At 54.5% G+C, this 14341-nt stretch carries 14 protein-coding genes and 2 tRNA genes; 11 read left to right on the plus strand and 5 right to left on the minus strand.

Going from position 1 to position 14341, the window contains the following annotated elements; genetic code table 11:
- Position 1 precedes the first annotated feature (1 nt).
- Together tusE and yccA are read right to left on the minus strand one after the other, a co-directional pair.
- Complete coding sequence (gene tusE / locus GEAM_RS05415) at positions 2–331, minus strand: sulfurtransferase TusE (protein WP_034789311.1); 330 nt, start codon at positions 329–331, stop codon at positions 2–4.
- A 106-nt stretch (positions 332–437) separates the two neighbouring features.
- A complete protein-coding gene (yccA, locus tag GEAM_RS05420) occupies positions 438–1100 on the minus strand; it encodes an FtsH protease modulator YccA (RefSeq protein ID WP_034789313.1) in 663 nt (220 codons plus the stop codon).
- Between the two features lie 271 nt (positions 1101–1371).
- Here yccA and GEAM_RS05425 point away from each other — a divergent pair.
- From GEAM_RS05425 to GEAM_RS05455, 7 genes are all read left to right on the plus strand, one after another.
- Positions 1372–1459: transfer RNA gene (locus GEAM_RS05425), tRNA-Ser, on the plus strand.
- A gap of 240 nt (positions 1460–1699) precedes the next feature.
- A tRNA-Ser gene (locus GEAM_RS05430) sits at positions 1700–1787 on the plus strand.
- A 284-nt stretch (positions 1788–2071) separates the two neighbouring features.
- The gene (locus GEAM_RS05435; RefSeq protein ID WP_034789315.1) at positions 2072–3160 is read left to right on the plus strand and encodes an ABC transporter substrate-binding protein; all 1089 of its coding nucleotides are present in this window, start codon (positions 2072–2074) and stop codon (positions 3158–3160) included.
- 191 nt (positions 3161–3351) lie between these two features.
- Positions 3352–5121: an ABC transporter permease gene (locus tag GEAM_RS05440; protein ID WP_034789316.1), complete on the plus strand. Its 1770-nt coding sequence runs from the start codon at positions 3352–3354 to the stop codon at positions 5119–5121.
- Positions 5114–6184 carry an ABC transporter ATP-binding protein gene (locus GEAM_RS05445; protein WP_034789318.1) on the plus strand — a complete coding sequence of 357 codons (1071 nt, stop codon included), beginning with the start codon at positions 5114–5116 and terminating at the stop codon, positions 6182–6184. Before GEAM_RS05440 ends, GEAM_RS05445 begins: the two co-directional genes overlap by 8 nt.
- Before the next feature lie 97 nt (positions 6185–6281).
- Positions 6282–7931, plus strand: coding sequence for a methyl-accepting chemotaxis protein (locus GEAM_RS05450; protein WP_051899414.1), 1650 nt, complete (start codon positions 6282–6284; stop codon positions 7929–7931).
- 56 nt (positions 7932–7987) lie between these two features.
- A complete protein-coding gene (locus GEAM_RS05455) occupies positions 7988–8488 on the plus strand; it encodes a GNAT family N-acetyltransferase (protein ID WP_084674052.1) in 501 nt (166 codons plus the stop codon).
- 12 nt (positions 8489–8500) lie between these two features.
- On the opposite strand, the gene GEAM_RS05460 is transcribed toward GEAM_RS05455, so the two are convergent.
- Positions 8501–9103, minus strand: coding sequence for a cupin domain-containing protein (locus tag GEAM_RS05460; RefSeq protein ID WP_034789320.1), 603 nt, complete (start codon positions 9101–9103; stop codon positions 8501–8503).
- A 246-nt stretch (positions 9104–9349) separates the two neighbouring features.
- Here GEAM_RS05460 and osmE point away from each other — a divergent pair, with 246 nt between their 5' ends.
- Entirely contained in the window at positions 9350–9682 is a 333-nt protein-coding gene (gene osmE, locus GEAM_RS05465; RefSeq protein ID WP_034789322.1) for an osmotically-inducible lipoprotein OsmE, read from the plus strand.
- A 110-nt stretch (positions 9683–9792) separates the two neighbouring features.
- Here osmE and GEAM_RS05470 read toward each other — a convergent pair whose 3' ends face one another.
- Complete coding sequence (locus GEAM_RS05470) at positions 9793–11520, minus strand: potassium/proton antiporter (protein WP_034789324.1); 1728 nt, start codon at positions 11518–11520, stop codon at positions 9793–9795.
- A 214-nt stretch (positions 11521–11734) separates the two neighbouring features.
- On the opposite strand from GEAM_RS05470, the gene GEAM_RS05475 reads away from it, so the two are divergent.
- Positions 11735–11935 carry a hypothetical protein gene (locus GEAM_RS05475; protein ID WP_034789351.1) on the plus strand — a complete coding sequence of 67 codons (201 nt, stop codon included), beginning with the start codon at positions 11735–11737 and terminating at the stop codon, positions 11933–11935.
- An 89-nt stretch (positions 11936–12024) separates the two neighbouring features.
- Here the strand turns inward: GEAM_RS05475 and GEAM_RS05480 are convergent, their stop codons facing one another.
- Complete coding sequence (locus GEAM_RS05480; RefSeq protein WP_034789326.1) at positions 12025–12606, minus strand: nuclear transport factor 2 family protein; 582 nt, start codon at positions 12604–12606, stop codon at positions 12025–12027.
- A 136-nt stretch (positions 12607–12742) separates the two neighbouring features.
- Here GEAM_RS05480 and GEAM_RS05485 point away from each other — a divergent pair, with 136 nt between their 5' ends.
- Positions 12743–13609, plus strand: a complete 867-nt coding sequence (locus tag GEAM_RS05485) for a LysR substrate-binding domain-containing protein (protein ID WP_336509651.1) — start codon at positions 12743–12745, stop codon at positions 13607–13609.
- Between the two features lie 98 nt (positions 13610–13707).
- Positions 13708–14301 (plus strand): GNAT family N-acetyltransferase, encoded by a 594-nt coding sequence (locus GEAM_RS05490; RefSeq protein WP_034789331.1) that lies wholly within the window; start codon positions 13708–13710, stop codon positions 14299–14301.
- Positions 14302–14341 lie beyond the last annotated feature (40 nt).

The raw sequence follows: 14341 nt of genomic DNA on the forward strand, positions 1-14341 counted from the left end.
ATTACAAACATTTGACCGGTTTTGGCAGGCCAGCAATTTTGGTGGCTTGCTTCGCCGGGCCTTTAGGGAACAGTCGGAACAGATAGCGGCTGTTGCCTTTCTCTTCGCCATATTTTTGCGCCATGGCTTTAACCAGCATGCGAATGGCGGGGGAGGTGTTGAATTCGAGATAAAATTCGCGCACAAAGCGCACCACTTCCCAGTGAGCCTCGGTCAGCTCGATCTCTTCTTCTTGCGCCAATAATGGGGCTAGTTCTTCCTGCCAGTCAGCACTGTTTTTTAGATAGCCCTGAGCATCGGTTTCTATCTCGCGGCCTGCAAAATCCAACATAACACCTCAATTCTCAATAAAACGCTGCGCGCAGTTTAGCAAAAAGGCCTGAGCCACAAAATAAAAAGCCCCGCTTTCGCGAGGCTTTGCTGGCCGAAATGCCTGATTAGTTACTGCGGGACAAACCTAAGATGCTCAGCAGGCTGACAAATACGTTATACAGAGACACGTACAGGCTCACCGTGGCACGAATATAGTTGGTTTCGCCGCCGTGAATAATATTGCTGGTTTCCCACAGGATTGCGCCAGCGGAGAACAGGATGAACAAGCAGCTAATCGCCAGTGACAGGGCAGGGATCTGCAGGAACAGGTTAGCGATAACCGCCACCAGCAGCACCACGAAGCCCGCCATCATCATGCCAGACAGGAAGGACATGTCCTTACGGGTGGTCAGCACGTAGGCTGAACAGCAGAAGAACACCAGCGCCGTGCCGCCAAGGGCCAGCATAATGATGTCACCCGCGCCAACTGAGAGCAGGGAGCTGAGCAGTGGGCCGAGGGTGTAACCCATAAAGCCGGTCAGCGCGAAGGCTGCCAGAATACCCACAGGGCGGTCAGCCGTGCGGTAAGTCAGGAACATCAAACCGTAGAAACCGACCAGCGTCAGCAGCATGCCCGGTGAAGGCAAGCGCAGCAGGGTGCTGGCAGTAGCAGTAATTGCGGAAACGCCGAGCGTCAGCGCCAGCAGGAAATAGGTATTACGTAGAACTCTGTGGGTGCTTAACAGCGCGCCCGCACGAGAAGAGGAAGAGGCAACAATACGTTCCATATAAAATCTCACTTATCGACAAAAGTTGGAGTCGGTGAAAATACAATCAGCCTTGAATAGTAGATAGTTACCTGCCGTGACTAAAGGCGTTTTACCCTTCTTTACCCATGCGTCACCGCCAACTCGCCGTAGAATGGGCACTTCTCTGTTTTAAAACTGGCCGTAATGTCGATTTAATCGTCATTCGCAACGCGAGTGCCTGTTTTTCAGGCAAACGAACATAATCAGGCTTTACAACCTAATGGGCTATGTTTATAGTTCGCTTCGTTGCGGAGGGGTGGCCGAGCGGCTGAAGGCACCGGTCTTGAAAACCGGCGATGGGAAACCATTCAAGAGTTCGAATCTCTTCTCCTCCGCCATATACAACACAAGAAAGCTGCTAAGAAATTAGCGGCTTTTTTTGTATCTGCGTTTTGGCGTTTCCTCTCCTGACCCTCCAATGTTTCTTCATTTGTTCGATTTCGCGCCAATTGATCTATTTTGAAAGAATGCTTATTAAATCAACAAAATAGAACGAAAATAATGTTTGCATCTTGTTCTGCTTCTTGTATACTACGCCCCGTCTGATGAGCACTGCTCTTGAGACAGATTGTTGTTGCGGAGGGGTGGCCGAGCGGCTGAAGGCACCGGTCTTGAAAACCGGCGATGGGAAACCATTCAAGAGTTCGAATCTCTTCTCCTCCGCCATTAACAACAACGCAAATGAGCTGCTAAGTGATTAGCGGCTTTTTTTGTGCCTAAAATTCACCTAAATCTCTCTTTCTCCCTCGTTTTGCATTGTCCCTGAGCTGTGAATCCCCATTTTTTAACTCCTTCTTTAAGGTTTTTTCGTGGTGTTAATGGTGTTAATTGCCTAAAAAATGCCCCGTCTCACAATTCCCGAACATAACCCGCTAACCTGATTGCGCAAGCAGCGGCACTGCCTATATGTTGATTTTTAGTTTCCCAAATGTAACTAGAGGTTAACAATAATGTCTAAGAAATTACGTATCTCTCTGATTGCTACTGCTGTTTTGATGTCTTCCTCTGCAATCTCTGCATTACCCGAAGGGTACCCGGCTGACTACCAGAAGCTGGTCGACGGCGCCAAGAAAGAGGGCAAAGTCGTTATTTATTCCACCACGGACGTCAAGGCAGCAGGCCCGCTGATTCAGGGCTTTGAAGCAACTTACCCAGGGGTGAAAGTCGAATACAACGACATGAACAGCACCGAGCTGTACAACCGTTTCATCAGTGAGCAGGCGGCGGGCGGCAACAGCGGCGACGTGGTGTGGAGCTCCTCCATGGATACCGCGCTGAAGCTGGCGACCGACTATGCACAGGAATATACCTCGCCGGAGCATGGGCAACTGCCTAAATGGGCAGTGTGGAAAGAGAAGGCTTACGGCACCACTTATGAACCCGTGGTGTTTATCTACAACAAACGCCTGATCCCAGCCGGTGACGTGCCGGACTCTCACGCCGCGCTGGCGAAGCTGATTGCCAGCCAGACCGACAAATTCAAGAAGAAAGTCACCACCTATGACATTGAGAAATCAGGTCTAGGCTTCATGCTTTCAGTTGAAGATTTCAAAGCCGATCCGAACTACTTCAAAACGCTGGCTGACGTCGCCAAGGGCGGCTTAGCGGTGCAGTCCTCCACCGGCACCATGATGGAAAGAGTCTCGTCGGGCGAAAACCTGATTGGTTTTAACATCTTAGGCTCCTATGCCGAAGCGCGCGCCAAAACTGACCCGTCGCTGGGCATCTCCTATCCGAAGGATTACACGCTGGTCTTGTCCCGCGTCTCGTTCATCAGCAAAGAAGCCAAGAACAGCAACGCGGCTCGCCTGTGGCTGGACTACGTGCTGTCTGAAAAAGGCCAGAGCATCTTGGCGAATCAGGGCGACATTCCTTCCATCCGTAACGACATCGAAGGCAACAACGATATCGACGGCATGACCAAAATGTTGGGCAACGCCCTCAAACCTATCCCGGTTGACGAAACCCTGCTGGAATATTTACAGCAGAAAAAACGTCTGGATTACATCAAACAGTGGCGTGAGGCAGCGGCCAAATAAAAATATCCTTCGGCCTTCGATTTGCAGGGGCGTTTGCTTGCCGCCTTCCTGCAATTCGAATGACTTTGGATATTGGTTGGATGAAAGTGTGAAACTGGATGCGCGTCGGTTAAAAAGGGCGCGTATCCCCTCGATTTGCTCTGACCGTCTTCATTTACGTGGCTCAGGGCGCATAACCGAAGGGACGTGACATGATTGCATTACGCAGAAAGTGGCAGAGCCTGCCGCGCAGCGTAGTGGTGTTGATAACCGCGCTGGTTATCTACATTCCACTGTCGTTTATCGTTATACAAAGTTTTCTCTCGGCACCTTTCTTTTCGCCTTCAAAGGAGTTCAGCCTTGAATCCTTTGAATTTATCTTCACCGATCCTGATTTCTATAAGGCGCTGAAAAGCGGCTTTATTCTGGCCTTTGGCCTGATTGTTATCTCTATTCCTCTGGGCGGCATTCTGGCGTTCCTGATGGTGCGTACCGACCTACCGGGACGACGCCTGATCGAGCCGCTGATCCTGGTGCCGATTTTCGTGTCGCCGATGGTGTTGGGCTTTGGTTACGTGGTGGCGGCAGGGCCGGTGGGCTTCTTCTCCCTGTGGGCTGAATCGCTGTTTGGCTTCGTGCCGTGGAATATCTACGCCATGTCGAGCATCGTGGTGATCGCGGGCCTGACGCACGTGCCGCACGCTTACCTTTATATCTCTTCGGCGCTGCGCAGCGTCGGGTCAGATGTAGAAGAGGCCGCGCGCACGGCGGGAGCCACCCCGCTACAGGTCATGACCGCCGTCAGCCTGCCGATGGTGCGTCCGTCAATCCTCTACGCCAGCGTGCTGCTGTTTTTCCTCGGGCTGGAAGTGTTCGGCCTGATGCTGGTGTTGGGTGACCCGGAAGGCAACATGGTGCTGGCAACGTACCTTTATAAGCTGACCAACAAGCTCGGCACGCCGTCTTATCACCTGATGGCTGCCGTCGCCGTGGTGCTGATTTGTATCACCGTGCCGCTGGTCATGCTGCAACGCCGCCTGATGCGCACCGCCAACCGTTTTGTCACCGTGAAAGGCAAAGCCTCGCAGGCTCGCGCACTGCCGCTGGGCAAATGGCGCTGGGTGGCTGGCGCAGTAGTGGCCTTCTGGCTGACCGTCACCATTGGCGTGCCTTTGGTGGGCGTGGTGTTGCGCGCCTTTATCTCTAACTGGGGCGTCGGCGTGTCGCTGTGGGACGAGCTTTCGCTCAACACTTTCCGCACCATTTGGGAACAGCCAAACCTGCTGCGCGCGATTGTCAACTCAATGGCAATTGGCGTCTTCGGCGGGGCACTGGCGGTGGTGTGTTATCTGTTTATCGGCATCGCCATGCACCGCAAGCCCGACGGCGTGACGCGTTTCCTCGACTATAGCGTGTTGGTGCCGCGCGCGGTGCCGGGCCTGCTGGCCGGTCTGGCCTTCCTGTGGGTGTTCCTGTTCTTGCCAATGTGGCTCGACAACGCGCTGAAATCGGGCTGGCTCTCGGGCCTGCCGGTATCTGAGTGGCTGCGGGAGAATCTGGTGGTGTGGCTGCGTTCGCTGCGTAGCACCATCTTCAGCGTCTGGCTGGCGTACACCGTGGTGTGGATGGCTTACGGCCTACGCCTTATCTCTTCGACCCTGCTTCAGGTCGGGCCGGAGCTAGAAGAGGCAGCACGCAGCACGGGCGCGACCCGTGGGCAAATCACCCGCCACGTCACCATTCCGCTGTCGCGTTATGGCCTGATTGGCTCTTGGTTGCTGATGTTCCTGATTTTTGAGCGCGAATATTCCACCGGCGTCTATCTGCTGTCGCCTGGCACGGAAACCATCGGCTCAATGCTGGTTTCCCTGTGGGCGGCGGGGGCGATTGATATCGTTGCCGCGCTCTCCTTTATTAACATCCTGCTGGTGGTGTTAGGTCTGGGTATTGCCTTACGTTTCGGAGTCAAATTACATGATTGAGTTAAGCGTCGATAATCTGCATTTAACCTATGGCGACAACCCGGTGCTGAAAGGCGTATCCATGGATTTAAAACGTGGAGAAGTGGTGTCACTCCTTGGGCCATCCGGCAGTGGCAAAACCACGCTGCTGCGCGCCGTGGCGGGGCTGGAGAAGCCAACGCAGGGCCGAATTGTTATCGGCAAAAACACCGTCTATGACGGCAGCCCGCGTAGCGAAATCCCGGCGGAAGAGCGCAATTTGGGGCTGGTGTTCCAGTCCTACGCGCTGTGGCCGCACAAAACCGTGTTCGAAAACGTGGCTTACCCGCTGAAATTGCGCAAAGTGGCGTCGGGCGAAATGAACCAGCGGGTGCAATCGGTGCTGGATCAGCTCGGACTGGGGCATCTCGGCAAGCGCCACCCGCACCAGCTGTCCGGTGGGCAGCAGCAGCGCGTGGCCATTGGCCGTGCTCTGGTCTATAACCCGCCGGTTATTCTTCTGGATGAGCCGCTCTCCAACCTTGATGCCAAGCTGCGCGAAGAGGCACGCGTCTTCCTGCGTGAGCTGATCATCAAGCTCGGGCTGTCGGCGCTGATGGTCACCCACGACCAGAACGAAGCCATGGCGATTTCTGACCGCATTCTGCTGCTTAACAATGGCAAAATTGAACAGCAGGGCACGCCGCAGGAGATGTACGGCTCGCCGAAAACCCTGTTCACCGCCGAGTTTATGGGCAGCAACAACCGCCTGCACGGCATAATCACTGAACTGAGCAACGGCAGGGCGCGCATTGAAGGCAAAGACTGGGCGCTGTGGGGCTTGGCGGCTGAAGGCGTACAGGTCGGGCAGGAAGCCACGGCGGTGATCCGCGTCGAGCAGGTGAAACTGGGTGACAGCGCCGAGGGCAACCAAATCGAACTGCCGCTGCTGACCAGCATGTATCTTGGCGATCGCTGGGAATACCTGTTCCGCACCGTGGCCGAAGATTTCGTGGTTCGTGCTTATGGCAGCGAAGTTCGCGGGCAGGAGATGTTCCGCCTGTCATTGCCAGCAGAGCACCTGTGGATCTTCCCGAAAACCTGATGTTGAGACTGACTTTCAGGGGCTGCGGCCCCTGAAATAAATATGTCATTTTCCACGCGTAAAATTCTGCCTACGTTAAAAATTATGCAGAATAATCATGAAATTAACTTTCCCTTGGTTCAAAGCTAATGGCTTTTTCAGCACAGTATTCCGCACAGCTTTCACATCTCGCCCAAGAGGCATACTTTTCGGTGTAATTTGTGTTATCGCGCTGTTTTCCGCTTTACAGATCTTCTCCACCTTTATCCTGACCAACATCCTGCAAGATGCCCGCCAAAACGTCATTGCCACCGAAAGCCTACGCCAGCAGCAGGCGGTGATGGACAAAGCGCGCATGGAATTGCTGATCGCCAGCGATAAGCTCAACCGCGCGGGGATCTATTTCATGCAGGATAAAGAAACCGGCTCGGACGGCAGCTGGCACAGCTTGATGGAAGAGTCGCAGGGGGCGCTTGCCGCGTCTGACAAGGCTTTCAAGCAGTTCGCCACCATGACCGGCGGCTTGCAGGGCGACGCGCAAAAGGCGGCGGCCGATCTTCAGGCCAGCTACCAGATGTTCTACGACGGTCTGCGCGAGCAGTCCGACGGCCTGCAAAAAACCAATACCATTGACTCCTTCTTTAACGTGCCGATTCAGGCGTTTCAGGATGATTTCAGCGACAAATACTATCGCTACCTGAGTGTGAATGAACAGACGGCAGTCTCGCTGAGCGACCATTTGCTGGCGGCGCTGTCGCAGGCTAAGTCTCTTTTCCTCGGCGCGTTAGTGCTGCTGGCGGTGATCGCCTTGGTGGTCTGGCGCGGCATTACTCGCTGGGTTATCAGACCCTTACAGCAGCTTATCGCCCACATCCGCGTGCTGGCGGCTGGGGATCTCTCCGAGCAGATTGGCGGCAAAACCCTGCGGGTGACCGAGGTTTACCAGCTCAATCAAAGCCTGAGTGAGATGCAGGCCGGGTTGCGCAGGCTGATTAGCGAAGTGCGCGACGCGTCGTCGCATATCATGGTGAACATCAATGAAATCGCTTTAGGTAATGAGGAGCTTTCAGCCCAAGCCCTGAAGCAGCGCGATGAGCTAAACGCCGCCAACCAGCACATTAGTTCTCTGACCGAGCGCGTGAAGGACAACGCGCAGCACGCTCATCAGGCCAGCCAGCGCGCCGAGCAGGCCCAGCAGGTTGCAACCAGCGGCGGCGACGTGATGCACAAGGTGGACACGGCGATGAAAGAGATTGTCAGCCAGTCCGCCGAGATGAGTAACATCGTGGCGATGATCGACAGCGTGGCGTTTCAAACCAATATCTTGGCGCTGAATGCCGCGATTGAAGCCGCTCACGCCGGGCAGCATGGTCGCGGCTTTGCCGTGGTGGCGAAAGAGATTGGACTGTTGGCGCAAAAAAGCAGCCATTCGACGCGCGGCATTCATCAACTTATTGAAGATTCGATGGCGCAAATTGGCCGGGGTTCGACGTCGGTGACTCACTTGGGCAAGAGCTTAAATGAGATCATCACCATTTTTAGTGGGCTTAACACGCTGGTGGGTGAAATTTCTGACGCCACCCAACACCAGCGCGAAAGCATTCATGAAGTCTCTGAACGCATTGTCACTTTGACTCAGGTTACGCAGCAAAACAGCCAGTTGGCGCAGCAGGCGGCCAGTTCTTCACAGGAGTTATTGGCGCAATCGCAACGTTTGGAGAGGGCGGTGTCTAGATTTGGTTTGGGCGAAATTCAGGCTGCGGCTTGACAGTCAACGGGGGAATCGACAAATTAGTTGCCCTGATTGCTTAAAACGGTTTTCCCATGACTGAGACTTCATCCCCATCCAACGCCTGTGCTGTGAAGATTGCCAACCTTGCGGATGTACCCCAGTACCTCGAGGTTATCACAGAATACCTGCATGGCGAATGGTCTGCTTTTCCGCACTGGGCCCAGAAAGAGTATATTCGTCAGAGACTTACCCAGCGTCTGGCCAGCAAAGGCCGCCAGTTCGTGCTGGTCGCTTTCGATGAGAATAACGAAGTCGTCGGCACTGCCGGCGTGATGCGCTACGAGCTGGACGACGTGGCCGAGCGCAAATATTGGCTGGGCGAAGTCTTTACCCGCCACCACCTGCGCGGCCGTGGTATCGGCTCTGCCTTGATCAATGCCAGCATCGAGCGTGCGCGCGCGGCGGGTGTTGATACTCTTTGGCTCTACACGCCTGATCAAAAGGGACTTTATTCCCGCCTTGGCTGGCAGGAAGTGGAAACGCGCGAAGTGGACAACGAGCAGGTCACGGTTATGCAGCGCCCGCTGCGCTAACTTGGCTTGAGCTTATTTCGCCGTGCGCCAGTAGTGCATACTTCCCTCTGAATGGCCGGTGACCGGATCGCTTTCCGGCATCGGCACCTGATTTATGGTCTTAATTCGCTCCGCCATCTTCTTCGGCTCATCGTGGCACAGGTCGGCGGTGACGTTTGGCGGATAGGCGCCGACCAGCATAAAATCGTCATCCGCTGAAATCTGCTTATGGCCGACACCGGCTGGAATTAACAGCACATCGCCGACGTTAACCTCGATAATCTTGCCTTTCTCGCCACCCAGTTGCAGCTTGGCCGAGCCTGCGTACACGCCCACTACCTCATGGGTATTGGAGTGGAAATGGGTGAAAGGGTAGACCGGATAGCGCCACTGCGGCGGCCAGCCGTTAGAACGGAACAGATGCTCGAGGTATTCGGCATTGTCAGTCACTTCTGGCGGAATAACGTGATGGTAAATCAGCAGCGGCAGCTTGCTGTTGGGCACGCCGCCGTCAGGTTTGCCAGTGTGTAGGATCTCCACGGCGACCTCCCGAGGTTGGGCTTTGAGGGTGAAAGGTAAGGGCAGCAGGGCGGCAACGCTGAGTAAAGTACAAAATCGACGTCTGTCCAAAGCCATTAGCACTGCTCCTTGTTACAAAAGAGAAACCAATTACCCTAAGTCCGAGGGTTTACTTCATTCATTTATAGAACAAAGTCGCTGTTTTGACATTAACAGCGCCGCAAAGCCGCTCACTCTTTAATCACTCTTATCAGAAAAAGCCGAATTGGCCGGGTAATTGACAAATAAAAGTCATATTAACTGGCGAAACTGACCGTTTCTTCTAGTCTTAACTAAACATAAGCACTTCAGGAGAAAGAAGTCATGAATAAGAAGATGTTAATTATTGTTGCTACAGCGGTATCAGTCCTTGCTGGGTGTCAGACTTACGATCGCGCGGCAAGCTATGTTAAAGAGCCTGTGGTCAGCGACGTTAAAGTCGGTATGACTAAAGCTCAGGTTCGTGCTCTGGCGGGCCCACCTTCAACAGAAGCGACGCTGGTCCATGCTAAAGGGACTTGTCAGACCTACGCCGTTGCGCCACGTGATGGTAAAGCTCAGACTTACTTCGTTAGCTTTAACGACACGGGCCACGTAATGAACAAAGGCTACCAGTCTTGTTCAGATTACGACAAAGACCCACAAGCCGGCCAATAACGGTTTGATTTAGCGGCTGCTTTTGCTGGCCGCTAAATAAGAAAACGCCTGTCAGGTTTAACCTCACAGGCGTTTTTTTTATGGTTTTTTGTGGCTGAGAAGCTCTTGGCTTAGGCTTTCTCAGTCACAATTCTTACCCCAACTTTGCTCACGTCTTTGCCATCCATCTCAGCAATGGTCCACGTCAGGCCATCCCATTCAATGTGGTCACCAATGACCGGCTCGCCGCCGAGCAGATTAATCACGAAGTTGCCTAGTGACAGGGATTTATCCACCGAATCATCCAGATTCAAGCCATAAAGCTGTGAAATGGCGTCCAGAGGGGCATCGGCTTGCAGGATAAAGTCACCGAAGAATCGGTCATCCAGCACCACCGCGTTGCTGTCGCTAAACAGCTTGCCCAGCTCCGGCAGGTCTTTTTCCTGACCAATCACGCAAAGAATGTCACCCTCTTTCAGCCTGGTACTGCCGGTTGGGTGGAGCATTTCGGTGCCACGGAACAGGGCCGCAATGCGCGTCTCCGCAGGCATTTTCAAGTCACGCAGCGCCGCGCCCACGCACCACTTCTCAGAACCCAGCTGATAAATAAACTGTTCCCAATTGCTGTACACGTCGATATCCAGCCCCACGCGGGAAATCGGCGTAGGCATTGGCGGCACGATCACCTTGGCTTTCTTGGCGGCAAAGCCCAGCGAGGTGCCTTGCAGCAGCAGGGAAACCAGCACCACGAAGAAGGCCACGTTGAAGTACAGGTTGGCCTGCGGGATGCCCGCCATCATGGGGAATACCGCCAGAATTACCGGCACCGCGCCGCGCAGGCCGACCCATGAAATAAAGAAGCGCTCGCGCAGGGTAAAGTTTTTGAACGGGAACAGCCCGACGAAGACCGAAAGCGGGCGAGCCACCAGAATCATCCACAGTGACAAGGCCAGCGCGCCTGCGGCTATCGGCAGCAGATCGCTTGGCGTTAGCAGCAAGCCGAGCACTAAGAACATGCCGATTTGGCTCAGCCACGCCAGCCCGTCGAAGGTCTGCATGATGCCGTGACGGTTGCGGATTGGCATATTGCCCAGCACCAGACCACACAGGTACACCGCCAAGATGCCGCTGCCGTCCATCGCTACCGTCAGCGCGTAAACCATCAGCCCGCCGCTGAAGGCCAGCAGGGGGTATAAGCCGGTGGCCAGAGAGATTTTGTTAATCAGCTTATGCAGCAGCCAGCCGCCGCCCAGCCCGAAGAAAATACCCAAACCAAATTGCTGAATCACGTCGAGAACGAACATCCAGCTCAGGCCGTGCTGGCCTTTGGCAATCATGTCGATCAGGGTGATGGTGAGGAATACCGCCATCGGATCGTTGCTGCCGGACTCAATCTCCAGCGTGGCGCTAACGCGTTCGTTTAAGCCTTTGCCGCCAATCAGCGAGAACACCGCCGCGGCGTCGGTTGAGCCGATGATTGCGCCAATCAGCAAGCCTTGGATCAGGTCGACTTTAAACAACCAGGCCGCCGCCATGCCCGTAAGCCCGGCAGTGATGAGCACGCCGACGGTGGCCAGCGACAGGGCGGGCCAGAGCGCCACGCGAAAGGAGGAAGCCCGCGTGCGCATGCCGCCGTCGAGCAGTATTACCGCCAGCGCCAAGTTGCTGACTAAATAGGCCGCCGGATAATTGTCAAAGGCGATGCCGCCAATGCCGTCAACCCCCGCCAACATACCGATGGCGAGAAAAATGACCAAAATGGGAATTCCGAGGCGGGAAGAGAGCGAACTGAGCAGAATGCTTGCTGCTACCAACAGGGCGCCGACGAAGAAAAGTGTGTTGATAGTGCTTGCGTCCAAAATGCCTTCTCCTACTAATGCGCCGATAAAACCTGATTGAGCCAGTATGCCATTGACTCGCGTATTAATTTATCAGGAAAAAGTTATCGTCGCTGAAGGAATATTCAGATATTTATTATTCGAACTCTGGCGGATTAAAACTATGCTTATTACTGAGCTCATGGAACCTGATATGAGCATCCGGCTTCAGTTTGATCACCAGAAAGAGGAACTTATGAGCGAATTTACTGGCATCCATCGCGAAGTCCTGAAAGACGGCACTATTAAGCACGTACTGGTGCGCGATAAATCTGGCCATGAACAGGCCAAAGCGGCGAAAGACTATATCTCGGAGGGCATTCAGCCCGATTTAGACGACCTGCCGGAAGTCTCGGCGGGCAGCGAATACCCGAAAACCGGCAAAGGTAACGGCTAGTTTTCGTCTATTGCTCAAAGCAGCCCGCGCCCCTGTCAGCCGCGCGGGCCTGCCAATGCATTTCACTTCAACGGCATTTCACTTCATGACTATTTCGCCTCGGCTAACCACTGTTTGCCTTTGGCTTTCATCTCTTGTTCCTGCTGGCTAAATTTGGTGGCGAACACCCGTTTCACCGGGAAACCACTCTTCTCCAGCAGATAGGCCAGCGCCGCGTACTCGCGCGGATACTTCGCCACCGTGGTCTGATCGATATCCACCACGCCAACTGGGAAGGTGAAGTTGCCCATGTCGTAAATTGACTGGCGTTTAACAATGCGCCACACGCCGTCGCGTTTTTCCACCAAGTCATAGAAACGGTTATGGCCGTTACAGCCCAACCCCAGCGAGGCATTTTCGCCAATAATAATGGCATTGGTTTCGACAATCGCCCGATCGCCATTAAAAGTGATCACCGGCGAGCCAATCACATGCTTGGTGCTGAAGCCGGAATTGCCCATCTTTTGCGACCCTTTAACGAACTCGCCGAACAGGCCCTCAAACCATGTGACTTCAATAATGCCGTCGTCATGGAACAATTCGAGCAGTTGATCCCACTCAGCTAAATCGCGATGTATCCAGCCGGTCATTAGGTCGGCAATGTCTTGGCGGTCTTGCAGTGTATTGCTCATGGTGCTGCTCCTGATGATTCGTTGCTTAGTCATTTTCTGCTGACAGCATCGGCGTCTAGAGCCATCAAAACAAATAGTTTAAATTGAGCTATTAATCATTTTAGTTGATGAGTGCTAAAACATGGATTTGCGGCAAATGCGTTACTTTCTTACGGTCGTCGAAGAGGCTCATTTTGGCCGTGCCGCCCAGCGTCTCAACATCGTGCAGCCTGCGCTGAGTATGCAGATTAAAGCCTTGGAAGAGGAGGTGGGTGGGGTGCTGTTCCTGCGCACCACGCGCAAGGTGGAGCTGACCGAAGCCGGGAAACTATTCCGCGCCGAGGCCGAACTGGCCGTGGCTCAGGCCGAGCGGGCAAAAAGCGTGGTGCAGCGCGCCCTGCGTGGGGAAACCGGCAAGGTAAGGATTGGTTTTGCAGGCAATGCGGTGTTTACCGGCAAGCTATTGGCGGACATGCGCGCCTTCAATGCTGCTTATCCGCAGGTGGAGATTGAGCTGCAAGAGCTGGCCCCGCAGTGGCAAAGCGAAGCCATTCTGGCGGGTAAAATTGACGTTGGCTACTGCCCCCAGATGGGCATTGAGTTTGATAGCCAACTTAGCTCAGAGTTGATTGGCGACTGGCCGATGATCATCGCACTGGCGAAGGATCACCCTTTGGCGGGCGCTGAACTTCTCACCAGAGAGATGATTGCCAACGAGCCGCTGATTGTCTATTCCACCGGCAAAGCCGATGGCGGGCAGTTGGCGCAGTTGGAGCGCGCCTTGGGCAGCCCGCCGCGCATTGCTCATCAGGTTTCAAGCACGCTCAGCGTACTCATGCTGGCGGCCGCCGGGCAGGGCATTGCGCTGGTGCCCTCGACCTTCGAGCAGGTGCCGTTGCCCGGTTTGCTCTATAAGCCGCTGGAGAACTTTAGCCTGCGCGCCAATATGATTTTGCTGCACCGCACGCAAGAAAGCACCGGTTCGGTCAAAGCCTGGCTGGCCCTCACGCGCAGTAATAAGTGAGTGGAATCAGTCTTGTAAGTCTAAAGAAATTCCGTATAACGGTTATGTTACTGCGAATCACTGAGTCCATTAACGGCCACTCGGCTACAAGGAGAGTTATGCAAGAGTTTATCGTCCCTGTTGTTACTCCCACGATTGAAATCACCACGCCGCGCCTGATCATGCGCCAATGGCGGGAAGAGGATCTGGCGCCTTTTGCCGAGCTGAATGCCGATCCGCGCGTGATGGAGTTTTTCCCTTCGATCATGACCCGCGAAGAGAGTGACAACTTGGCCGAGCGCTGTAGCGCCTTGATAACCGAACGCGGCTGGGGCATCTGGGCGCTGGAGACCCGCGATGAGCACAAGTTCATCGGTTTCCTCGGCCTGCACACGCCGGGCTACCCGCTGCCTTTCAACCCCTGCGTCGAAGCCGGTTGGCGTCTCAGCGCCGAGTCATGGGGCAAAGGACTCGCCAGCGAAGCCGCGCAGGCTGCATTAAAGGTGGGCTTCAACCAGCTCGACCTGCATGAAATCGTCGCCTTCACCGCACTAATAAACCTGCGTTCTCAGGCAGTGATGAAACGTATGGGGATGACCTGTGATCCGCAGGAGAATTTTAATCACCCGGTGGTAGCCGAGGGGGATAGACTTCAGGAGCACTGTCTTTATCGCCTTCGGCGGGGGGATTGGGCGGCTGCCCAAAGCAGCTGACGGTCAAGTTCAATACCTTGCGTTGCCACGCAAACTGGCC

Origin of the sequence: Ewingella americana ATCC 33852, from assembly GCF_000735345.1 — a bacterium.
Lineage (GTDB): Bacteria > Pseudomonadota > Gammaproteobacteria > Enterobacterales > Enterobacteriaceae > Ewingella > Ewingella americana.